This window comes from Vibrio brasiliensis LMG 20546, assembly GCF_000189255.1.
In the GTDB taxonomy this organism is placed as follows: domain Bacteria; phylum Pseudomonadota; class Gammaproteobacteria; order Enterobacterales; family Vibrionaceae; genus Vibrio; species Vibrio brasiliensis.
Window position 1 is genome coordinate 51,415 of record NZ_AEVS01000018.1, and the last position, 20,500, is coordinate 71,914.

The following is a 20,500-nucleotide window of genomic DNA, read 5'->3' on the forward strand; positions in this document are numbered from 1 at the left end:
TTTGTAGGATTAACGAATAATTTCTGTGCAATCAATATGATGTTCAATCACAAATTTGCCTGAAATTATTTGTTCCTTCTTAGCTTTGGATAGTTGTTTGATTTGATACTCTACTTTTGATGCGTCACTGCGAGATGAACCGACTCGCTGATGCCATTCAAGTGTTAAGGGACCTTTACCCTTCAAGGCTTTAGCACCGGTTCCATTACAGTGCTGCTGATAGCGTCGTTCGACATCAGTGGTGATACCACAATAAAGTGCATTGTTGCGCATTCGGATCAGGTATACGTACCAATCCGAATGCTTAACTAATGGTTTTTCGAGGCTAGAACTCATTAAGCCGTAAACTGCTCAAACAGCGCTTTAAGCTCTGCAACTTCTGCTTTCAAATCCTGAACTTCTTGTTCTAGTTGGCTAATTCGATCGTTACCCGCAGCTGGAACAGGTGTCACTGCAAGTGACTCTACATCAATTTCACCGCTAAACAGGTGCATGTAACGAGATTCACGCTTACCCGCTTCACGAGGCAATTTAACTACCAGAGCCCCCTCTTCACGCGCTGCCATATTGTCCAGGACGGTTTCTACTTCTTTTACATCAACAAAGTCAGCCAGACGGTTGGTGCGTGTTCTGATTTCACCCGGAGTCTGAGCGCCACGCAACAACATGCAGCAAACAATACCCTTTTCCTGTTTACTCAACTTCAGATCACCAAATTCGGTGTTGCAGAAACGATGTTGAAACTTGTTTGCACGGCTATTAAACCCACTCTCATCGCTAACCAGGCGACGCGCTATCAAACTGTCAACTGCCTGTTGAACCTCAACATCAGTAAGTGACATCACAGGTTCACGATTACTTTTCTGATTACAAGCTGTCGTTAAGCTGTTCAACGTCAATGGGTAGTAGTCCGGAGTTGTGACTTCTTTCTCGATCAGGCAACCGATAACACGGGCTTCTACTGGGGATAGCTCAATATTCATACCATTTCCTTACTATGTTGTTGCCAACGCTTTTCTAGTGTTCGGCAAGGATGGGAACTCTTTTCATATTTCCGTTCTCATCGATCATCACAATTTTACTACGATTCAACTCGACCTCAGTGACTTCCTGTCGAGTGCGTTCATGTTTATATGCTTTGAGTAACCTGCTAGCTCGCTGCGGTGATTGTTCCGTTGTCGCACTAGGCATAATAATCTCAGACGTGCGCATTTTTTGCATTGTCGATTGCTTTAGAATAGCGAAATCATATATCGAACCAGAGGTACGCTCAATCATCTGCCAACAGATTGGCGATAAAACCGTCAAGGTACTGTAATGATTGATCTTAAGACTGTTAACCCACTAGATGTTATGATTTAATCATTGACAGTTATTCAAAATATTAGGAAAGGGACCTATGAGTGGTGTATTTGAAATCGTAGCTCAGGCACGTCGTAAAAATAAGCTAAAGCGCGAACTTATTGATAACGAAAAGAAAGTTCGTGATAACCGTAAACGTGTTGATCTTCTAGAAAACCTACTTGATTACATCAAGGCTGATATGAGCAACGAAGAGATCGTTGGTATCATTAAAAACATGAAAGCTGACTACGAAGACCGCGTAGATGATCACATCATCAAGAGCGCTGAAATTTCTAAAGAGCGTCGTGATATCAGCCGCCGTATTCGTGAGCTGACTGAAGAAGACAAAGTTATTCAGGGTAAGAAGAAGTAATCTTCTATTTATCCAGCTTATCTTATCAAGCCTACACCCAGTGTGTAGGCTTGTTGTTTTTGGGCTAATAAAGCCGCATTTAACCAACAATATTGGTTATAAAAATCGGTGAAGATGCGTAAAACGTTTGCGTAATCGCTAACCTTCTCCGTTCCCTTTTTTGGGGCTTCCATCACACATTTAGCCCTGTTATATTTCATCTCAGTTAATCATTTAGACCATTCGAGGCACGGAGCTTCCTCACTTATCTCAAGAAGAGAAGAATTGGTACCGACAAAGTTCGGCAAAAATTAGAGGGTCAAATTATGGATATGGTTGAAATTTTAGGTTACGCAGCGTCGATCATGGTAGCAATCTCGCTAACAATGAAAGACATCGTAAGACTTCGTGTCCTTAACTTCATCGGTTGTGCACTATTTACTGCATACGGCCTGATGATTGATGCTTGGCCAGTAGTTGTAACAAACGGTTTTATTGCCTGCGTTAACGTCTACTTCCTGGCTAAGATGCAAAGCGAAAAAAAAAGCGAACAAGTTAAAAGCGCTGCCTAACAGCCTGTAGCAGAATTGAAAAAGCCCTTGATGAGTCATCATCAAGGGCTTTTTATTTATCTCAGGTAAGTGACCGAATAGCGAGGTTCATTTTAGCTGGCAATCAGCTCCTGATTTTCGACCTTATCTAAGTAGCGACTACGTATTTCCATAAACTGCTCTAAATTATTCAGCAACGCATCAACGCACATTGGATCAAACATCTGGCCTTTCTGAAACTTGATGTACTCAATCACTTCACTCAGTTCCCACGCAGGCTTATAGGCTCGTTTACTTAATAGAGCGTCAAACACATCCGCTAGTGTCACTATTCGCGCTTCAAGAGGAATGTTATCCGCACTCAGTGCATCAGGCAGCCCCTTGCCATTAAAACTCTCGTGGTGATGCCTGACGATGTTTTTAATAAATTGAATTTCAGCGTCTGAAACTGTCTTACTGCCAGAGAGTTGAATAACCTCGTCAATAATCTCTTCACCGAAAATGGTGTGATTGTTCATGATGGCGCGCTCTTCCGGTGTAAAACGCCTATCGCTATATAAGATGTCATCAGGAATCATGTATTTACCAATATCGTGGAATGGAGCATAAAGGCGAATACGGTGAATAAACTGGTGACTGATTTCGCCCAAGCTTTTCGACATAAAACGCGCCAACAACTCACTATACATTCCCATACGGGTCAGATGTTCTTTGGTTTCAGGATCCCGGGCGTGACCCATTTTCAGTGCAATCTCTAACGAAGACTGAAAGTGACGCTGACTTTCGAACAGTTGAATAAACTGGTTTGCAACTATCTGTGCAAGGTAAGCAAAATCACGTTCAACATCACTTCTGCTAAAGAATCCGATATCCTTAGCATTAACGAAAATAAAGCCAATAGTTTTGCCTTGATAAGAAATAGGATAAGTGTAACTACTACGGTGACCTAAACGAATCAGCTCACGTATACGATCGGTCTGAAGCATTTTACGCAGATCACCAACGATTCGGACATTCGCTGTGTAAGCAATGCTGGTCAGAGAGGAGTTATCACGAAGTTCTTGCTCTTCAAAATCATAACGTCCAATCTCGGTCATAGTATCTTTTACATAATAGTTTGAGACACTATTCTCCCCCATCAGGGCAACAGAAAAGCGGGACATTTGCGGGTATGAATCGAGGACGTGTTCGTAAATGCTATCAAGTTTTGGAATGAGAGCGAGATCTTGAGCAGCAATGTGGTTTAGAAACGAGTAGTTGAACATACAGCAACGTAGCCTTTATTTTTCTGATAATTTCTTGGAACAATATCTCATATTTGAGAGCTAACCTATCAGACATTTAACACTACGATAACTTAAATCAGTGCAAAATTAGAAATCCATCATAAAGTTTATGGTTATTGCACGATTGCATTGCAAGGAAGTTGATACAGAACACTATTCAAAAAAGCAAGAAGCACGCCCATGGCGTGCTCCATATTATTGATAATTAGGAAAATTCAATTAGTTAGTTGATACAATAAACAATACTTCTACGCGACGATTACACGCTTTGCCAGCTTTGGTTCGGTTGCTACATGCCGGTACATATTCACCATAGCCACGCGTATAAATGGAGTCCATTGCCACACGATTGTTAACCAACTGTTGCTTAACCGCTTTAGCACGTTTCATTGAAAGCGAGTCATTAAAGCTTGGTGCTCCGGTGCTATCAGCATGGCCATCGATGACAATATCGATACTTGGCTGAGTAGCCAGGTAATTACCCATCATATCAAGCCAGTATTTTGAATCTGGTGCAACGCGCGAAGAACCGGTGTTGAACTTGATAGTATCTTTAAGGCGCACCATAACATGATTGCCAGGCAAGAGTTCATAGTCGATGCCATTGCTGATCAGGAAGTTCTGCAGATCGCTGTAACTTTGAGTGCGCTGCTGCCCCATAGGGCCTTTTACTCCAGAGTTAGAAATGACAGGCTGTGTGCCCCACTCTGGGTAACGTACGTCAAAATCCGACTTAGGCGCGCTGTCTAACAAGTTATCATCCCAAAAAGCCATCTCATCAGTCATGCTGCTACAACCTGACATTAATAGAATAAGAGGTAATACAAAATGCTTCATGGGTTCACCGTTAGTTCCGTTACGCTACATAACCTTTATCGGCAACTGACAATAATCTTTAGTCCTTTTCGGATAATTTTTGCTTTTAATCGCTTTAATTATAGTTGTTGTCAAACCCGACAGAGTGGCTATTCACTGTTAGAAATACTTTATTCACTCAATTCTGTCATCCAACGGTTTCGCTTCGTGATTTGAATCAGTAAAATCACCCTACTTTTAACTCACACAGATATCGCGCTGACGTCATTATTACAATGCCGAAACAGTCACGATTTGAGATATCATCATGAAAAAACTCGCAACTTTTGCTTTTATTGCCCTTTCCGCACTCTTGGTTGGATGCAGTGACAATTCGGGTCCTGTTGAAGGCAAGCAATATGAACAGCTGCCAGTAAACCTAGCGACGTTTCGTTTGCCTCCTGTAACTGAGGTCTTCTCCCTTAACTGTGGTCACTGCCGCAAAATGGAAGACGAAATGCCAACCATTGAAAAGTTAACCGGCCAATCTATTGGTAAGGTACATGTCACTTTCAATGAAAGCGCACAAATTGGCGCGATGATTTACTACGCTGCCGAAATGCAACTTGGTAAAAAGCCAGATCATCAAATGATGACCGAAATGTTTGCCGCTACGCAAATGGGTGACGGTGCGACTCTGTCTGAAAAGAAAGCCGCGCTTGATCAAGTTTTCCATAGCCGTAATCTGGTAAGCCCTTACGATTTTGATGACCAGCAACAGAAACAGCTATTTGCTGCAATGCAGCTTGCTGACGACATCACAACTAAAGGCCAGATTAACTCAGTTCCAACGTTCATCGTTAACGGTAAATACCAGGTTATCACTAGTGGCCATCAAGACGTCGCGAGCATCGCTGACACAATCAACTTTTTGCTTCAACAACCTTAATTCTACGGAAAGAAACTATGTCTAAAATTATCTTCCCTTTAATTGTTTTCATTCTTGCGGGATTTTTCATCTACCGCACATGGACAAACCATAAAGCCGGAGAAGTTAACTTTGCCACTGGTCAGGCGTTCCTGCTTGAGAATGCGAAAAAAGAAGGTGTCATCACCACTGAAAGTGGCCTGCAATACGAAGTGCTGCATAAAGGCGAAGGCACTGAGCACCCAACTGCAACCAGTAAAGTGAAAGTTCATTACCATGGTACCTTGATTGACGGTACTGTGTTTGACAGTTCTGTTGAACGCGGTGAACCAATCAGCTTTAAGCTAAACCAGGTTATCAAGGGCTGGCAGGAAGGTCTGACTTACATGACCGTGGGTGACAAATTCCGCCTATACATCCCAAGCCCACTCGCATATGGCAAAAACGGTACTGGTCCTATTCCACCAGCAGCGAGTTTAATCTTCGAAGTCGAGTTGCTCGAAATTCAATAAGCGCTGGGTAGATATGTAAAAGCCAACGGATATCCGTTGGCTTTTTATTTGCTCGCTACGTAACTTGAGGGGAGGCAATCTGGCGTTAAGCGTAATTGACTAGGTGACGCTGAATAAAATCAACGTCGGCAGCATAGAAATCAGATAATGGTAATTCACTTGGTGTTAGCCAATGGAAAGTTTGCTGACGTTCGCTATCGACAGCAGTTGGCTCGTGGTCGTCGTTAGCATTGAAGATCGCGTAGTAAATACGGCCACCGAAATCGTTAATACCACTAAAGGTTGCTGCATGAGACAGACCATTTATTTTTGTTTCTTCAAATAGTTCTCGAGCCGCCGCATCAGTGCCTGATTCATTGTTATTAACCGCACCACCTGGAAACTCAAATACCTTTCCTTTCGACGTTCTAAATCTTTCCTGAACTAACACTTTGCCATTTTTCACTACGATAGCCATAGACAAGTGCTTCATATCCCTACTCCTTTGTGATGTTTGATTGATGTATCGCTCTATCGCCTCAGTCGTGTTGTTTTTATTGAGAGATGCCGATAGTAACGAAGACGTCGCTGACTTTTCGGGCAGATATTAACCTAATGTTAATCAGTATGCTGATTCGTTGAGCAAAAATATGATCTAGAAATAAAAAAAGACCAGCACATTATCTTGGTGCTGGTCTGTTATCTGGTTATTTAGCTCAATTACTTGTGCTTATCCTGAATGTATTTCTTGCTGACATCCACTACTGCAACATCTTTAAAAAAGCTACGCCCTAACAGCAACGGGAAAGTAAGGTGGGTACGATCAGCCAGAGTAAATTCAGTTTTCTCTTTCAGGTCACCGAGTTGAATCCAGGCTTCGACAACGGCGCGTTTGTGGGTGCCATCAGCACTCGATTGGCGAATCTTAACCCAGCGCTGTACCGGTAAAGCGATCTCTTTGCTCTTGATCCCTTCGTGCTCAATCTTAAACTTAACCCAGTCTTTGCCATCGCGTTCGAACGGAACAATATCGATAGCACTGATCGATGACGTTGTTGCACCTGTATCGACACGAGCTTTGAAATTCGCTTCCAGGCCAGGGACATATACCCACTCTTCTGCTCCGAGAAGCAGCTTGCCGTCAGACGTTTTCTTCGGTTTTAGTTCAACAACAGGTTCTTGGGGTTTTACTTCCGGTTCAACCGGCTTTTCTATTTCTTGTTTTGGCTCTTCGATTTGCGGTTTTTCAATGTTGGGTTCTTCAATCTGTGGCTTTTGCTCAGGTTCTACTGGCTCTTGACCTGTTGTAGAGCACGCCATCAAACCACCACTTAACATAAATGGAATCAGTACTTTCCACGTATTATTCATTCGGTCACCTAATTTTGACAAACTGCAGTGCTTAAAAGGGGCGAAAATTCGCCCCAAAAACACTTATGAAACGTTCACAATCGCTTCGGCAACATAAGGGATATCCTTTTCTGTTAGACCCGCGATGTTTATACGACCATCGCCTACTCCATAAATCCCATATTCTTCACGGAGTTGCATCATCTGGTCTTGGCTAAAGCCTAGCACAGTAAACATGCCTTTGTGGCTTTCAATAAAATCGAATTGTGAAGTATTGTGGCTATTTCTCAATTCATTACACAAAGTTTGACGAAGGTTTAACAAACGCTGCTGCATTTCACTTAGTTCTTGCTTCCAAACAGCAGTTAGCTGTTGATTTTGCAGGATTGTTTTCACCAAGGCTGCACCATGATCTGGCGGCATTGTGTATGTCGCTCGCGCTAGCGTTAGTAGTTTACCTTTAGCATTGTTAACGTCTTGCATAGACTTACCAACCACAATAGCTGCGCCTGTACGCTCACGGTAAAGACCAAAGTTCTTCGAGCATGAAGTGGTAATCAGCATCTCTTCAACATTATCAGCCATATGACGAAGACCTTTTGCATCTTCTTCCAGACCGTCACCAAAACCTTGGTAAGCAATGTCGACAAAAGGAATAAAACCATTTTTCTGAGATAGTTCTGTGATTGCTTTCCAAGCGTCGAAGTCAATGTCTGCACCCGTTGGGTTGTGACAACAACCGTGTAGTAGTACCACATCTTCAGGGCCAGCTTGTGACAGGTCATCCATCATGCGAGCCACATCAACTTGCTTGGTTTCCGGGCTAAAGTAGCTGTAATGCTTCACTTTAAGACCTGCTGCTTCCATAACCGGTCTGTGGTTCACGTAGCTAGGATTAGAGATCCAAACCGTAGTGTTTGGTTGCGCGACCTTCATCAGATCGCCGAGCATACGTAGCGCACCACTTGCACCTGGAGTCTGGATTGCAGCGACGCGGTCCATTGCCGACGTACCTGTTAGTAGCAGGTCAACCATCGACTTGTTGAACTCTTCACAGCCTGCCAAACCGACATAGGATTTGGTTTTCTGAGTCTCGACAACAATGTCTTGCGCTTGTGAGATTGCCTTCATTACTGGTGTTTCACCAGCACTGTTTTTGTATACGCCGATACCAAGATCAACTTTTTCGGCACGAGGATCGTTGCGGTAAGCAACAGATAAAGAAAGAATAGGATCCAACGTAGGAGTCGGTAAATGAGAGAACATGAAAGTCACAACCCTTTGAAATTCAAGTAACGGCCTTCAACTTACCATCTAATCGACAAATCTAGAAATAAAATTTCAGTGTCAAACTGCAAAACAGGATAAAAATCCAATCCATTTAACAATTATTTAACTTGTGCGCTTTTGACAGCCAAATCTGCTAGTCAATTTTGAAACGATGGATAATCTGGTTAGAACTGCCTCTCCATTCTAAGTTTAAATCCTTCTTATCCTGCTCAAACTTTCCGTCAATCAGCGTATCGATGTATTGAGTCACTTCTCGCTGTTGGTCGCTGAGTTCATCCAGCGTATAGCCCGTCCAGACCCAGATATCCTTGCCGGGACACTCTTCCCTCACCCGTTTAACCAACTTAAGAATCTGTGGCACATTAGCTGGATGAAGTGGATCGCCACCCGATAAAGACAATCCGCGACGTTTGATACGAGTGTCATTGAGATCAGCGATAATCTGGTCCTCAGCCTGTTGAGTAAATAGCACCCCAGAGTCCAAACGCTGAGTAGATTGATTATAGCAACCGCGACATTGGTGTACGCAGCCTGAAACAAACAGCGTACAACGTGTACCGGGACCATTAACAACATCTATCGGATAATACTGGTGGAAATTCATTATTTACTCTTTAAAGAAAATGAGCCCAAACATTGGGCTCGATTTTAATCTGTATCGCTGAGAATCGGTTCGCCTTTAGAGGTGCTTAACGCGACGTTTAACTTCTTCTTGTTTACCAAAGTTAAATGGTCGTGCATCCGGGCTCCCCAGATAACCACATACGCGACGGGTTACTGAAACCTTGGTTGAGTCATGGTTACCACAGCTAGGACAAGTAAAACCTTTACTTGTACAGTCGAACTCACCGTTGTATCCACACTCGTAACACTCATCAATCGGCGTGTTGGTGCCGTAGTAAGGCACGCGGCTGTAGCTGTAGTCCCACACGTTCTCCAATGCTTCGATGTTACGCTGCATGTTCGGGAACTCACCATAACAGATAAAACCACCGCTTGAGATTTGCGGGTATGGCATTTCGAAATCGATCTTATCGTATGGGTTAACCTTCTTCTCTACGTCAAGGTGGAAACTGTTGGTGTAGTAGCCTTTGTCTGTCACCCCTTTGATAACACCGAACTCTTTAGTGTCAATGCGACAGAAACGGCTGCACAGGTTCTCACTTGGTGTGCCGTACAGGCTGTAACCATAGCCAGACTCCTCGCCCCACTGGTTAACTTTGTCTTTAAGGTACTTGATAATATCAATCGCCTTCTGACGTAGTTGAGCATCGTCATAAACGTGTGTCTCATCGCCAAACAGAGCGTTGATGGTTTCATGGATACCGATGTAACCAAGAGAAATCGAAGCACGTCCATTCTTAAAGATGTTAGCAATTGGCTCATCCGCTTTCAGGCGTACACCACACGCGCCTTCCATATACAGGATTGGCGCAACGCGCGCTTTAACGTTCTCGAGACGAGAAATACGCGTTTCAAGTGCACGACGAGCAAGATCAAGCCTGTCATCAAGTAGCTGGTAGAATTTCGCTTCATCGCGACCAGCGGCAATAGCAATACGTGGTAAGTTCAGGCTGACAACACCTAAGTTGTTGCGACCTTCATGAATCAACTCACCATTCTCTTCATATGTACCAAGGAAGCTACGACAGCCCATTGGTGTTTTGAATGAGCCAGTAATCTCTACTACTTTGTCGTAGTTAAGAATGTCCGGGTACATGCGCTTTGAAGCACACTCTAGCGCCAGTTGCTTAATATCGTAGTTTGGATCGTCCGATTTATGGTTAAGACCATCTTTGATGCCAAACACCAGTTTCGGGAATACCGCTGTTTTACGGTTCTTACCTAAACCAGCAATACGATTCTTAAGGATCGATTGCTGAATCAGGCGTGATGCCCAGCTAGTGCCCAGACCAAAGCCAAATGTGACAAATGGTGTTTGACCGTTCGCGGTGTGCAGTGTATTTACTTCGTACTCCAGCGACTGGAATGCGTCATAACACTCTTTCTCTGTACGTGCCGTTGCAAACGCTTCTGGATTAGGAATATCCCACTCTTTAGCAATCTCAAGGTGCTTGTGGTAACTGGTCATCACATAAGGCTCGAGCACTTCATCAATACGGTTGATGGTAGTACCACCGTAGATGTGGCTGGCAACCTGTGCAATGATTTGCGCTGTAACTGCAGTTGCTGTTGAGATAGATTTTGGAGTATCAATCTCAGCGTTACCCATCTTGAAACCATGTGTCAGCATGCCCTTAAGATCAATTAGCATACAGTTGAACATTGGGAAAAACGGTGCGTAATCCAAATCGTGGTAATGGATATCGCCCACTTCATGCGCCTGCACAATGTCACGTGGAAGAATGTGCGTCTTAGCGTAGTGCTTAGCAACAATACCCGCGAGCAGATCACGTTGAGTAGGGATAACCTTGCCATCTTTGTTCGCGTTTTCGTTGATGAGATCAACGTTGCTCTCTTCAATCAGGCCTTCGATTTCACGTGTCAGCGCACTCTGTTTCTCACGAGCAATATCGCGGTCATGGCGATACTCGATATAGGAACGTGCAAGTGACTTATATGGACCTTGCATCAATTCGTTTTCTACTCGAGTCTGGATTTCGTGGATGTGTACTTCATCGTGATCTTTTAGCTGAAGCTCTACCGCTAACGCGACATTTAGTGCGTATACAGCGATTTCTTGATCAACGTGTTCCGCAGCTGATTCGACAGCTGCCTGAATGCGATCCCTGCTAAACGGAGCTCTTGAGCCATCACGCTTGATTACGATTGGTTTCACCTTTTCTCCTTACCCCAGCATACCCACAGACTTATCCACAAATACACTATATAGGGCGATTTATTGTTCGACTGACACTATATATTGTGGCGTATTTAACGAAATGAGCACGGTGAAAGTATTGATTTTGATCAATAAAAAGAGAGCCTCGCTCAAGATCAAATCGATCTTAGTGGGCTTGATCTCAGATGAGAATAAAATGATGAAAATTGCAAAAATGCTACTAAATCTACTTGCATTTTTATGACGTCTTATAGGATAAAGGCTGCAACTCAATTCATGGATTTAATCCTATGCCAGCCCCTAAAAAGTGGTCATTTTTTACCGCCTTATGCTTATTGTTCTCATTCCACGCAGTTGGTGCAGAACAAATCAGTTTTTCGACATGGAACCTGGAATGGTTATCCAGCTCACCCTCTTCTAAGTTTGAACAGTCACAAAGAAGCACAAGTGATTATCAAGCGTTAAATCACCACTTTAGCAATATGCAAAGTGACGTTGTCGCTTTTCAGGAAGTGAATGACGCTGACGCTCTGGTTAAAGTGATTGGCAACGACTATCAACTATTCTTCTCTCAGCGTAGTGAGAGCGACAACCGTCGACATCAGTTTGATGACATTAATCAATACACAGGTTTTGCGGTCAGAAATGGTATAGCGGTTAGTAACAAGCGAGACTTACGTCTGGACAATAGCAGTAACAGTAAAATGCGCTTCGCCAGTTACATCATTATTCGCCCGAGCGGAAAACAGCCTGTTCATGCTCTCTCCGTCCATCTCAAAGCACGCTGTTCTGGTAGATTCAATAGCAGTCGCGATTGTAAGATTCTCAAACAACAAGGCCGTGCACTCAACGGTTGGATTAAACAACGTGAAGCAGCCAAGGATGCTTATATTATCCTCGGTGATTTTAATCATAACATGGGCTATCAGCGCGACTGGCTGTGGGATGAAATTGCACAAGACACACAGGCAACTCTGGTATCAAAGTCAACTAAGGCGGAATGTAAGGTTAGATCTCGCAACAATCCGCGCAAGACCCACCAGTTCCGTTCACTGATCGATCATATTATTGTCAGTGAAAGCCTAACGGCCTCAAAGCCTAAGCAGGATGTCTACCCAGTTGAGGATGTGCTTAATCATCAACTGAGTGATCATTGCCCGCTATCAAGCGATATTGGTTAATTAAAAGTCACGTGGGTTAAGCACCACCACATCACCTTCGGTTAACCCCTTACGCACGCGAAAATCATCGCCAAGCTGAACCAGACGCGTGTGTAAGGTATCTCCTTCAACTACTTTGACATAATCCAGCTGTCCGACTTGATAAATCGCAGCGACAGGCACTTTTAACACTTTCTCACTACCTAAGTCGATAGAAACTCGGGCAAAGTTACCCGGATAGAGCGTGTAATCCGTATCAATACCGAGCCTGATTAGATAACTCCTTGAACCACTATCCGCAGCAGGTGCTATCTCATCGATGCTTGCGTCCAGAACCAGTTGATAGGTCGGGATCTCGACCGCTAACGAACCACCTATCGATAACGCTGGCATCACCGACTCAGCAACGTTGGCCTCAACAATTAGAGAGTTCGGGTTATACATAGAGAGTAACGCCATACCCGGTGTAGCAGTATCCCCTGAGTTGACTGGCTTATGCGTAATCACGCCATCAAACGGCGCAGTAATGATGCTGAAACCAAAGGTTGTTTCCGCTTCTGATACCGCTGCCTTTGCCTGCTCCAGGTTCGCGGTCGCTGTTTTAAGCCTGCTTTCCGCTTCATCAAACTGAGCTTGTGGAACTAATTTCTTGGTGAGTAGCTTTTTGATTCGCGAATACTCTTTCCTTGCTGCGTTAAGCTGCGCCTGCGATGAGGAAAGGCTCTGCTCTGTTTGTACTACCCTAGCATTAAGATCATCACTCTCCAGCCTCAGCAGTACATCGCCTTTCTCAACAGACTGACCAACTTCAACAAGCACTTCTACCACAGTAGCCGTTAGCCGAGCGGCTATGGTGGCTTTTTGGTCAGCAACCACAGTCCCCGGAAACTCACGGACGACTCTCTCCTCGCTAGCAACAAGGGTGGCAACTTGTTGCGGCTCACTGAAAGTTTGACGCACTTGCAACTCGGTAGACACTTTCGGACTGAATACTCCAGCCATATAGAGAAACATCACGGCTAAGCCAGAAAACAGCAGCAAGCCTATAAAAAACTTACGATTGAACATTATTCATCCTCCGTGACAGCAAGCCCGTGGCCCTTAGTATTCTGATAAGCGAGGTTATAGACCACTGGAATCACCAGTAGAGTAAAGATAGTTGAAGCCGTGATACCAAAAATGATCGCCCACGCCAGACCATTAAAAATGGGATCCAGAGTAATCACAATATTACCCAGCAGCGTAGTGCCTGCCGTTAACAGGATTGGTCGCATTCTTACGGCTCCGGACTGAAGTAAAGCATTTTGCAGTGATTCACCGCGCAGCAACGACTGCTGAATAAATTCAATCAGTACCAAAGAGTTTCGAACTACAATCCCGGCAAGTGCGATCATGCCTATCATCGCCGTAGCCGTAAACAGGGCTGGATTCGGATAACCATTGATATCACTGGATAAGGCGTTAAGTAACCAGAATCCGGGCATGATGCCTATGACAGTCAGTGGTATTGCCAGCATTATGATACCGGACACCGCTGGCAAGCCGGTCTGAATCAGCATGACGATAAATACACCCAATAGCGCTGCGCCGTAGGCAATACCGAGGTCACGGAAAACATCGACGGTGATCTTCCATTCCCCTTCTCCGCTCCATACCACCTTGATGTGGTCATCTAACTGCCAGTTCTTTCCAGAGCCATTTGCTAGATAAGAGCGCTGTTGCCATTCTACAAACTCCTTCTCGTTGTTTCGGTTTTGGTCAGCAATTACGTCTGCAACGATTTCGCCCGGAACACGACCGACAGACTCAGCATAAACATAGACAACTGGCTTGAGGTTCTTATGATAAATCGGCGTATCTGCCGCGCGCTTAACAAATTCACCTAGCTCCGACAATTGCACGAGCGGCTGAGGCGCATCACTGAAGGCTCCCTGACTGGCAACCTTCACTACTCCTGCCTGCCCGCGAACATAAAGCTGTTTAAGGCTTTCAAGTGAATCTCTTTGACCCACAGGCAAACGAATCTCAATAGGCAGAGCCGCGACCTCACGCGAATTAGCCAGATAGCCGAGTACCTGCCCCTTGTTTGCTGCCGAAATTGTCGCATTCACATCTTCAATTGCGACTCCAGATAAAGCGGCTTTCTCCTGATCGATAATGAATTGCCAGGTTTCTAACTGTTGCTGCACACTGGTATCGACTTCCGAGACAAATGCTTCACTGCGCAAGCGGTCAGCAACAATCTCTGCCTGCTCAATCAGTTCCTGATAGCTTGTCTGCTCATCGCCATATACCTCAGCCGTAATCGTCGCGATGACCGGAGGCCCTGGTGGCACTTCGACCAACTGTATATCGGCTTGGTGCTCCATCGCTATTTGTTCAAGATCCTGGCGTAGTCTGGTGACAATCTGATGGGACTGCATTGAACGCTTATGCTTATCTACTAATACGATCCTCAGCTCACCCTGATAAGGCTCGCTGCGCATGAAGTAGTGGCGCACCATACCATTGAAGTCCATCGGTGACGCTACACCAGCAAACCCCGACACTGATTCTACCTCTGGTACATCCAGCAAATAATTAGCAAAAACTCGCAGTGTATTGGAAGTATCTGCAAAGCTTGCTGACTCAGGCATGTTCAGCACCAGCTGAAACTCATTCTTATTGTCATACGGCAATAGCTTAAGCGGAACCAGACGCAACGCAGGCAACATAGCCGCAGCAATAAATAACGCTGCCACTAAGCTAAGAAATAGCCAAGCCTTTTTTCTACTCTGTAGTAATGGGGTCAGTAGTCGTGAATAGAGTTGATACAACGAGGTATTTTCAATCTTGTAGTGCCCCTTCTCCTCAGCAGCTTTTAACAGTTTCTTCGCTAGCCACGGAGTAATAAAGAACGCCACTATGGTGCTGAAAATGACACTGATGGGGACATTAAAGGCTAACGGCGCCATGTAAGGTCCCATCATGCCAGTAATAAAAAACATCGGTGTAAATACAATCACAATCGCGACTGTCGACATTAATAGTGCACTGCGAATCTCAGCCATAGCGTGAACTATCGCTTTTGAACGTGTTAAATCTTTGCGTTTCAGATAGCGCTCAATATTGTCGATACTGGCTATCGGGTCATCAACTATCAGACCGAGGGCAAGAATCAAGGCGAACAGCGTGACTCGATTAATCGAATAACCAAATAGAAGGTCCATACCTAAAGCGGCGCCATAGCTGATGGGGATTGCAATACCAACCACTAAAGCACTACGCCAGTTTAGGAACAGACCAACGAATACCACGACCGTCACTATTGAGATCGCCAGACTTGAGACCAGGTTTGACACCTTGTCATCTGCGGTTTGTCCGTAGTTACGGATGATGTCGACTTTTACCTGGCTTGGAAACTGCTCACTCTGCAACTTAGCGAGTTTATCGATCACTGACTGAGCGACATCAACCGCGTTAGAACCTTTCTGTTTTGCCACTGAGATAAATACAGCTGGATACTCTGTGGCAGCGTCAGCAGATATATACCAAGTGTCTGTGGTCGCTTCCGAAGGGCCGTCAACCACATAAGCGACATCTTGTAAGTAGACAGGCTTATTATTCACTACCGCGACGACTAGATTTTGGATCTGTTGAGCAGATTGAAACAGTTGGCCCGACTCCAATTGATACTGTTGACCAGATATCTGTAGAGAGCCTGCTTGAGATTTAGTATGGCTCACACTCAGGGCATAGTTTAAGTCGTTAATCGTTACGCCAAAGTTGGCCATAGCCACTGAGTCCAGTTCGATGTGGATTTTGCGTGTTTCACCACCAATGACAGCAACGCTATTCGTTGCCGGGAGAGATTTAAGACCAAGTGTTGCCTGATCGGCGAGTCTGCGTAGTTGGTAACGATCAACCTTATCCGCATCTGTAGAATAGACAGCTGCAACAACAATAGGAACGTCATCGATTTCGACAGGTTTAACTAACCATCGGGTGACTGAAGGAGGAATCGCATCCTGATTCGAATAGAGCTTGTTATACAGTTTGACCAGTGCGGCTTCGCGAGGCTCACCAACATAGAAACGTACGATGACTTGAGCTGCACCTTCCATTGAAGAAGAATAAACATACTCCACACCATCAATTTGACTGAGTAGTTTTTCTAACGGCTCAGTGACTTGATTTTCCACCTGTTGAGCACTGAGCCCTGGTGCGGAAACCAAGACATCGGCCATTGGGACGACGATCTGAGGATCTTCCTCTTTAGGCGTCAGCCAGAGTGCGGCGGCGCCTACCGCCAGTAAAATAAAGATCAAAATGGCGGGAAAGAAACTATTCATTACTGAATGAATCACACCATCCTTGGTCGTATTTCGTTCCATTTCCCCTCCCAAAGACCCTAACTGGATCTCGCTATTCGTGGTTGGTCGTTACTCTTACCGAATATCAGCTTCGCCAACAGAGAACCAATCACCATGGCGCAGAAAAAAATCACTATTGAAACATTGCCTAAACCTAAACTCGCTACAGCAGGACCGGGACAAATACCCGCCATACCCCAACCTAGGCCAAACAGAGCTGAGCCCGAAATCAATTTCGAGTCGATATTTTTACTTGTCGGTACATTGAGGTCACAACCGCTTACTGCCTGTTTTCTCGGTTTTATGATTAAAAAATAGCAAGGCATAAAGACCAGTAGTGCTCCACCCATCACAAATGCCAAACTTGGGTCCCACTGACCTGCAACATCCAGAAAACCGACCACTTTTTGCGGCTCGATCATGCCAGATATCGCCATACCCGCACCAAACAGAATGCCACTCATCAACGCTGAGATTCGAAATACCAGTTTGTTCACAAACAACCTCTACTGAAAAACATGTAAACGGAAAAACACAGTCAGACCAGCGACTGCCATAAATACACCCGTCGCAACCAGCGAACGTTTTGACAGACGCCCGATGCCACATATACCGTGTCCGCTGGTACAACCGTTAGCTAATCGCGTACCCATTCCAACCAGAATCCCTGCAGCAACAAGAACAGGTAATGTAATTCCATCCGTTTCAGGCATTGAAATACCAAATAAACCAACACTTACCAGACCACCAAGCACCATGCCTGCAAAAAACAGTAACCGCCATGAAACCTCACCTTCTTTCGGGGTGAGTAAGCCATTAATCACGCCACTAATACCGGCGATCTTTCCGTTAAATAACAATAATAAAGTTGCAGAGACTCCCAGCAACATTCCACCAACTAACGACTGCCAAGGGACGATTTCTATCATCGTGGTTACTACCTTCTTATTTGCAAAATACTGTGTGTAAACTTTGAATTAGCGGCTCTACTCGCGGATCCGCCAGTGAATAAAATACTTGTTGTGAGGCTTTACGGGCCTTGATCAGGTTATGTTTCCGCAACACTGTCAGGTGTTGAGAAAAAGCCGATTGGCTTAACGCCGAACTCTGCTGTAGCTGACCCACACCAACCTCACCTTGAATCAATTGGCATAACACCATCAAACGTTCTGGATGCGCCATTACTTTTAGTAAATCAGCAGCTTCAGTCGCATTACCCTGCATATCTGCAATGTTCATTGTCTGTGTAGCCATGATTTGCCTCTCTGTTGATTACTCCATTAGATATTACTAAAACATTTAAATTAGTCAATTCTAATTTAGTGTTAATAAATTTAGAATAATTAACATTAGACATTACTAATTAAAGTATCTATAGTGATGAATATCGAGTGACAATGACTAAAAAAGGAGTTTGATTATGACGATGGAAAATGCGATTCGTGTCCTAGCCGGAAGTATGGTGTTACTCTCGGTGGTACTTACTGTTACTGTCAGTAGTCACTTTGTATGGTTGACTGTTTTTGTTGGGGCAAACTTGATACAAAGTGCCTTTACCGGTATTTGCCCTGCAGTATTCATTCTGAAGAAGTTTGGTTTTCGTTAACTGAGGTTTATTAATGACTAAGATTTTAATTGTCGGCGGTGTGGCCGGCGGCGCGTCTGCTGCGGCTCGTGCTCGTCGATTAAGTGAAGAAGCCGAGATCATCATGTTTGAGCGCGGCCCGTTCGTTTCTTTTGCTAACTGTGGCCTTCCATACCATATTGGCGGCGATATCAAAGAGCGTTCCAAACTACTTCTTCAAACTCCAGAAAGCTTCTTAGCTCGATTTAACGTTGATGTTCGTGTGATGAACGAAGTCGTGTCCATCGACCGACACAACAAGCAGGTTACGGTTAAGAGCCTACTTGATGGTAGTGAGTATACTGAAAGCTACGACTTCCTCTTGCTGAGCCCTGGCGCTGGTCCTGTGGTTCCTCCAATCCCTGGTATCGATAACCCATTGACGCACTCGCTGCGCAACATTCCAGATATGGATCGTATTATCCAAACTATTCAGATGAACAAGCCAGAGCACGCAACGGTTGTCGGTGGTGGGTTCATTGGTCTAGAGATGATGGAAGCGTTCCACCAGCTAGGAATTAAAACCACCCTTATTGAGATGGCTGATCAGGTAATGACGCCGGTTGATCGTGAAATGGCGGGCTTTGCTCACGCAGAAATTCGTCAAAAAGGCATCGATCTTAAACTAGGAGTTGCGCTTGAAGCCGTTGAGTATATACCAAACCAACATATTGCCAGCTTTAGCTCCGGCGAAGACACTGAACACCAACATATCGAAGGTGAACTAAACCTCATCCTGAATAATGGTGAGACGTTAACTACCGATATATTGATTATGGCCATCGGCGTGCGCCCTGAGACTAAGTTAGCAAAAGAAGCAGGACTTCAAATTGGTGGGCTGGGTGGAATCTACACCAATGAAATGATGCAGACTAGCGATCCTAGCATCTACGCTGTCGGTGATGCAGTCGAAGAAAAAGACTTTGTCACAGGTTCACAAACTCTAGTTCCGCTTGCTGGCCCTGCTAACCGTCAAGGTCGTATGGCTGCCGACAACATGCTCGGACGCAATGAAACCTACCAGGGCACTCAGGGCACCGCTATTTGTAAGATCTTTGACTTAGCTGTTGCTTCTACAGGCAAAAACGAGAAACAACTTAAACGTGACGGTATCGACTATGAAAAAGTCTATGTGCATACCGCAAGCCACGCGAGCTACTACCCGGGCGCTGAGATTGTATCGTTCAAGATGTTGTTCGATCCAAAAACAGGCAAGATCTTTGGTGCGCAAGCAGTGGGCAAAGATGGTGTCGATAAACGTATTGATGTGATGGCCGTTGCTCAGCGTGCAGGAATGACCGTTGAACAGCTACAACACCTTGAACTGACCTATGCACCGCCATACGGTAGCGCCAAAGATGTGATTAATCAGGCTGCATTTGTTGCTAACAACATCATCAAGGGTGACGCGACTGCTATCCATTTTGATCAGATCGATAATCTATCTGATGATCAAGTGCTGCTTGATGTACGTAATCCGGGTGAGTTGCAAAATGTTGGCTTTATTGAAGGGGCAATCAATATTCCTGTCGACCAGCTTCGTCAGCGCATGGACGAACTGCCAAAAGACAAAGAGATTGTAATCTATTGCCAAGTTGGTCTGCGTGGAAATGTCGCTTACCGTCAATTAGTTAACAATGGCTTTAAAGCTCGTAACCTGATTGGTGGCTATCGTACTTATAAATTTGCTCAGGCATAGAGCAACGACATAACAAAAAACTGCACTTTCATTTGGGAACCTCTGGTTCCCTTTTTTTGTTCCCAAACCTTGCTGTTGCTCACTACAACCTTTGTCTAGTTCAGCCGTGAGATTGATTTAGATCATTTTTTATCTAGTTATCTACGGTTATGTTGACAAGGTGTTAACGAAAAAGTAACAAGGAAGGTGCCTATGGAATTAAAACAAGACCCACGCTGCTACACAGATGTTTGCGTTAACGGTAAATGGTTTCATCATGATCACTGCACAACTACGGCGTACATGCTAAAAGGTGGTGCTTCATGTTCTATAGAATTGGATAGAATGCCAGAAACTGAAAATGAACTCGTCGAGCTTATTTCAGCCCAGTTTTAGTCAACAGAGCTAACTTTTACCCCCCACTTTTGCTCTGAAATAAAAATGGTTGAGATAGAAAACACAAAAGGCAGGAAACTCCTGCCTTTTGTGTATTTAA

General features: G+C 44.6%; 23 protein-coding genes. 8 read left to right on the top strand and 15 right to left on the bottom strand.

Annotated elements, in window-relative coordinates; all coding sequences use genetic code 11:
- Positions 1-9: 9 nt before the first annotated feature.
- Genes RH46_RS03875 through RH46_RS22445 form a run of 3 tightly spaced genes read right to left on the bottom strand, consistent with a single transcriptional unit; the run spans position 10 to position 1,212 of the window.
- The gene (locus RH46_RS03875) at positions 10-336 is read right to left on the bottom strand and encodes a GIY-YIG nuclease family protein (protein WP_006878097.1); all 327 of its coding nucleotides are present in this window, start codon (positions 334-336) and stop codon (positions 10-12) included.
- Positions 336-983: a YceH family protein gene (locus RH46_RS03880; protein ID WP_006878098.1), complete on the bottom strand. Its 648-nt coding sequence runs from the start codon at positions 981-983 to the stop codon at positions 336-338. The genes RH46_RS03875 and RH46_RS03880 overlap by 1 nt, the downstream gene beginning before the upstream one ends.
- Before the next feature lie 34 nt (positions 984-1,017).
- A complete protein-coding gene (locus RH46_RS22445) occupies positions 1,018-1,212 on the bottom strand; it encodes a hypothetical protein (RefSeq protein ID WP_040895107.1) in 195 nt (64 codons plus the stop codon).
- Between the two features lie 187 nt (positions 1,213-1,399).
- On the opposite strand from RH46_RS22445, the gene RH46_RS03890 reads away from it, so the two are divergent.
- Together RH46_RS03890 and RH46_RS03900 are read left to right on the top strand one after the other, a co-directional pair.
- Positions 1,400-1,717 (top strand): DUF496 family protein, encoded by a 318-nt coding sequence (locus RH46_RS03890; RefSeq protein WP_006878100.1) that lies wholly within the window; start codon positions 1,400-1,402, stop codon positions 1,715-1,717.
- Positions 1,718-2,028: 311 nt separating this feature from the next.
- The gene (locus RH46_RS03900) at positions 2,029-2,268 is read left to right on the top strand and encodes a YgjV family protein (RefSeq protein WP_174263834.1); all 240 of its coding nucleotides are present in this window, start codon (positions 2,029-2,031) and stop codon (positions 2,266-2,268) included.
- A gap of 92 nt (positions 2,269-2,360) precedes the next feature.
- Here the strand turns inward: RH46_RS03900 and RH46_RS03905 are convergent, their stop codons facing one another.
- Complete coding sequence (locus tag RH46_RS03905; protein ID WP_006878102.1) at positions 2,361-3,512, bottom strand: HD-GYP domain-containing protein; 1,152 nt, start codon at positions 3,510-3,512, stop codon at positions 2,361-2,363.
- A gap of 240 nt (positions 3,513-3,752) precedes the next feature.
- A complete protein-coding gene (locus tag RH46_RS03910; RefSeq protein WP_040895098.1) occupies positions 3,753-4,370 on the bottom strand; it encodes an OmpA family protein in 618 nt (205 codons plus the stop codon).
- A 286-nt stretch (positions 4,371-4,656) separates the two neighbouring features.
- Here RH46_RS03910 and RH46_RS03915 point away from each other — a divergent pair, with 286 nt between their 5' ends.
- Positions 4,657-5,277 carry a thiol:disulfide interchange protein DsbA/DsbL gene (locus RH46_RS03915; RefSeq protein WP_006878104.1) on the top strand — a complete coding sequence of 207 codons (621 nt, stop codon included), beginning with the start codon at positions 4,657-4,659 and terminating at the stop codon, positions 5,275-5,277.
- A gap of 17 nt (positions 5,278-5,294) precedes the next feature.
- Complete coding sequence (locus tag RH46_RS03920) at positions 5,295-5,768, top strand: BamJ family beta-barrel-assembly machinery protein (protein WP_006878105.1); 474 nt, start codon at positions 5,295-5,297, stop codon at positions 5,766-5,768.
- Between the two features lie 85 nt (positions 5,769-5,853).
- Here RH46_RS03920 and RH46_RS03925 read toward each other — a convergent pair whose 3' ends face one another.
- The 5 genes from RH46_RS03925 to nrdD form a co-directional block, all read right to left on the bottom strand.
- Complete coding sequence (locus RH46_RS03925; RefSeq protein ID WP_006878106.1) at positions 5,854-6,240, bottom strand: NUDIX hydrolase; 387 nt, start codon at positions 6,238-6,240, stop codon at positions 5,854-5,856.
- Between the two features lie 227 nt (positions 6,241-6,467).
- Positions 6,468-7,118: an ATP-dependent zinc protease family protein gene (locus RH46_RS03930; protein ID WP_006878107.1), complete on the bottom strand. Its 651-nt coding sequence runs from the start codon at positions 7,116-7,118 to the stop codon at positions 6,468-6,470.
- A gap of 63 nt (positions 7,119-7,181) precedes the next feature.
- Positions 7,182-8,363, bottom strand: coding sequence for an amino acid aminotransferase (locus tag RH46_RS03935; RefSeq protein WP_006878108.1), 1,182 nt, complete (start codon positions 8,361-8,363; stop codon positions 7,182-7,184).
- Positions 8,364-8,520: 157 nt separating this feature from the next.
- Positions 8,521-8,991: an anaerobic ribonucleoside-triphosphate reductase-activating protein gene (gene nrdG, locus RH46_RS03940; RefSeq protein ID WP_006878109.1), complete on the bottom strand. Its 471-nt coding sequence runs from the start codon at positions 8,989-8,991 to the stop codon at positions 8,521-8,523.
- Positions 8,992-9,066: 75 nt separating this feature from the next.
- Positions 9,067-11,187 (bottom strand): anaerobic ribonucleoside-triphosphate reductase, encoded by a 2,121-nt coding sequence (gene nrdD, locus RH46_RS03945; RefSeq protein WP_006878110.1) that lies wholly within the window; start codon positions 11,185-11,187, stop codon positions 9,067-9,069.
- Positions 11,188-11,480: 293 nt separating this feature from the next.
- Between nrdD and RH46_RS03950 the strand changes: the two genes are divergently transcribed.
- Positions 11,481-12,371 (top strand): endonuclease/exonuclease/phosphatase family protein, encoded by an 891-nt coding sequence (locus tag RH46_RS03950; RefSeq protein WP_006878112.1) that lies wholly within the window; start codon positions 11,481-11,483, stop codon positions 12,369-12,371.
- On the opposite strand, the gene RH46_RS03955 is transcribed toward RH46_RS03950, so the two are convergent.
- The 5 genes from RH46_RS03955 to RH46_RS03975 are packed head-to-tail and all read right to left on the bottom strand — an operon-like array spanning position 12,372 to position 17,956.
- Positions 12,372-13,418: an efflux RND transporter periplasmic adaptor subunit gene (locus RH46_RS03955; RefSeq protein WP_006878113.1), complete on the bottom strand. Its 1,047-nt coding sequence runs from the start codon at positions 13,416-13,418 to the stop codon at positions 12,372-12,374.
- Positions 13,418-16,723: an efflux RND transporter permease subunit gene (locus RH46_RS03960; protein ID WP_006878114.1), complete on the bottom strand. Its 3,306-nt coding sequence runs from the start codon at positions 16,721-16,723 to the stop codon at positions 13,418-13,420. Before RH46_RS03960 ends, RH46_RS03955 begins: the two co-directional genes overlap by 1 nt.
- A gap of 17 nt (positions 16,724-16,740) precedes the next feature.
- On the bottom strand, positions 16,741-17,199 hold the full coding sequence (locus RH46_RS03965; protein ID WP_006878115.1) for a YeeE/YedE family protein: 459 nt from the start codon (positions 17,197-17,199) through the stop codon (positions 16,741-16,743).
- A gap of 9 nt (positions 17,200-17,208) precedes the next feature.
- Complete coding sequence (locus RH46_RS03970) at positions 17,209-17,631, bottom strand: YeeE/YedE family protein (RefSeq protein ID WP_006878116.1); 423 nt, start codon at positions 17,629-17,631, stop codon at positions 17,209-17,211.
- A 16-nt stretch (positions 17,632-17,647) separates the two neighbouring features.
- Complete coding sequence (locus tag RH46_RS03975; protein ID WP_006878117.1) at positions 17,648-17,956, bottom strand: ArsR/SmtB family transcription factor; 309 nt, start codon at positions 17,954-17,956, stop codon at positions 17,648-17,650.
- A gap of 166 nt (positions 17,957-18,122) precedes the next feature.
- Between RH46_RS03975 and RH46_RS03980 the strand changes: the two genes are divergently transcribed.
- The 3 genes from RH46_RS03980 to RH46_RS03990 all read left to right on the top strand — a co-directional run bounded on the left by RH46_RS03980 (position 18,123) and on the right by RH46_RS03990 (position 20,400).
- Positions 18,123-18,308 (top strand): YgaP family membrane protein, encoded by a 186-nt coding sequence (locus RH46_RS03980; protein WP_006878118.1) that lies wholly within the window; start codon positions 18,123-18,125, stop codon positions 18,306-18,308.
- Positions 18,309-18,321: 13 nt separating this feature from the next.
- On the top strand, positions 18,322-20,025 hold the full coding sequence (locus RH46_RS03985) for an FAD-dependent oxidoreductase (protein WP_006878119.1): 1,704 nt from the start codon (positions 18,322-18,324) through the stop codon (positions 20,023-20,025).
- Positions 20,026-20,217: 192 nt separating this feature from the next.
- The gene (locus RH46_RS03990) at positions 20,218-20,400 is read left to right on the top strand and encodes a hypothetical protein (RefSeq protein WP_006878120.1); all 183 of its coding nucleotides are present in this window, start codon (positions 20,218-20,220) and stop codon (positions 20,398-20,400) included.
- The last annotated feature ends 100 nt before the right edge of the window (positions 20,401-20,500 follow it).

What these genes read in the sequence shown, in the direction of transcription:
- RH46_RS03875 (WP_006878097.1), bottom strand. Translation starts at nt 336, where the DNA reads ATGAGTTCTAGCCTCGAAAAACCATTAGTTAAGCATTCGGATTGGTAC.
- RH46_RS03880 (WP_006878098.1), bottom strand. Translation starts at nt 983, where the DNA reads ATGAATATTGAGCTATCCCCAGTAGAAGCCCGTGTTATCGGTTGCCTG.
- RH46_RS22445 (WP_040895107.1), bottom strand. Translation starts at nt 1,212, where the DNA reads ATGCGCACGTCTGAGATTATTATGCCTAGTGCGACAACGGAACAATCA.
- RH46_RS03890 (WP_006878100.1), top strand. Translation starts at nt 1,400, where the DNA reads ATGAGTGGTGTATTTGAAATCGTAGCTCAGGCACGTCGTAAAAATAAG.
- RH46_RS03900 (WP_174263834.1), top strand. Translation starts at nt 2,029, where the DNA reads ATGGTTGAAATTTTAGGTTACGCAGCGTCGATCATGGTAGCAATCTCG.
- RH46_RS03905 (WP_006878102.1), bottom strand. Translation starts at nt 3,512, where the DNA reads ATGTTCAACTACTCGTTTCTAAACCACATTGCTGCTCAAGATCTCGCT.
- RH46_RS03910 (WP_040895098.1), bottom strand. Translation starts at nt 4,370, where the DNA reads ATGAAGCATTTTGTATTACCTCTTATTCTATTAATGTCAGGTTGTAGC.
- RH46_RS03915 (WP_006878104.1), top strand. Translation starts at nt 4,657, where the DNA reads ATGAAAAAACTCGCAACTTTTGCTTTTATTGCCCTTTCCGCACTCTTG.
- RH46_RS03920 (WP_006878105.1), top strand. Translation starts at nt 5,295, where the DNA reads ATGTCTAAAATTATCTTCCCTTTAATTGTTTTCATTCTTGCGGGATTT.
- RH46_RS03925 (WP_006878106.1), bottom strand. Translation starts at nt 6,240, where the DNA reads ATGAAGCACTTGTCTATGGCTATCGTAGTGAAAAATGGCAAAGTGTTA.
- RH46_RS03930 (WP_006878107.1), bottom strand. Translation starts at nt 7,118, where the DNA reads ATGAATAATACGTGGAAAGTACTGATTCCATTTATGTTAAGTGGTGGT.
- RH46_RS03935 (WP_006878108.1), bottom strand. Translation starts at nt 8,363, where the DNA reads ATGTTCTCTCATTTACCGACTCCTACGTTGGATCCTATTCTTTCTTTA.
- nrdG (WP_006878109.1), bottom strand. Translation starts at nt 8,991, where the DNA reads ATGAATTTCCACCAGTATTATCCGATAGATGTTGTTAATGGTCCCGGT.
- RH46_RS03950 (WP_006878112.1), top strand. Translation starts at nt 11,481, where the DNA reads ATGCCAGCCCCTAAAAAGTGGTCATTTTTTACCGCCTTATGCTTATTG.
- RH46_RS03955 (WP_006878113.1), bottom strand. Translation starts at nt 13,418, where the DNA reads ATGTTCAATCGTAAGTTTTTTATAGGCTTGCTGCTGTTTTCTGGCTTA.
- RH46_RS03960 (WP_006878114.1), bottom strand. Translation starts at nt 16,723, where the DNA reads ATGGAACGAAATACGACCAAGGATGGTGTGATTCATTCAGTAATGAAT.
- RH46_RS03970 (WP_006878116.1), bottom strand. Translation starts at nt 17,631, where the DNA reads ATGATAGAAATCGTCCCTTGGCAGTCGTTAGTTGGTGGAATGTTGCTG.
- RH46_RS03975 (WP_006878117.1), bottom strand. Translation starts at nt 17,956, where the DNA reads ATGGCTACACAGACAATGAACATTGCAGATATGCAGGGTAATGCGACT.
- RH46_RS03980 (WP_006878118.1), top strand. Translation starts at nt 18,123, where the DNA reads ATGACGATGGAAAATGCGATTCGTGTCCTAGCCGGAAGTATGGTGTTA.
- RH46_RS03985 (WP_006878119.1), top strand. Translation starts at nt 18,322, where the DNA reads ATGACTAAGATTTTAATTGTCGGCGGTGTGGCCGGCGGCGCGTCTGCT.
- RH46_RS03990 (WP_006878120.1), top strand. Translation starts at nt 20,218, where the DNA reads ATGGAATTAAAACAAGACCCACGCTGCTACACAGATGTTTGCGTTAAC.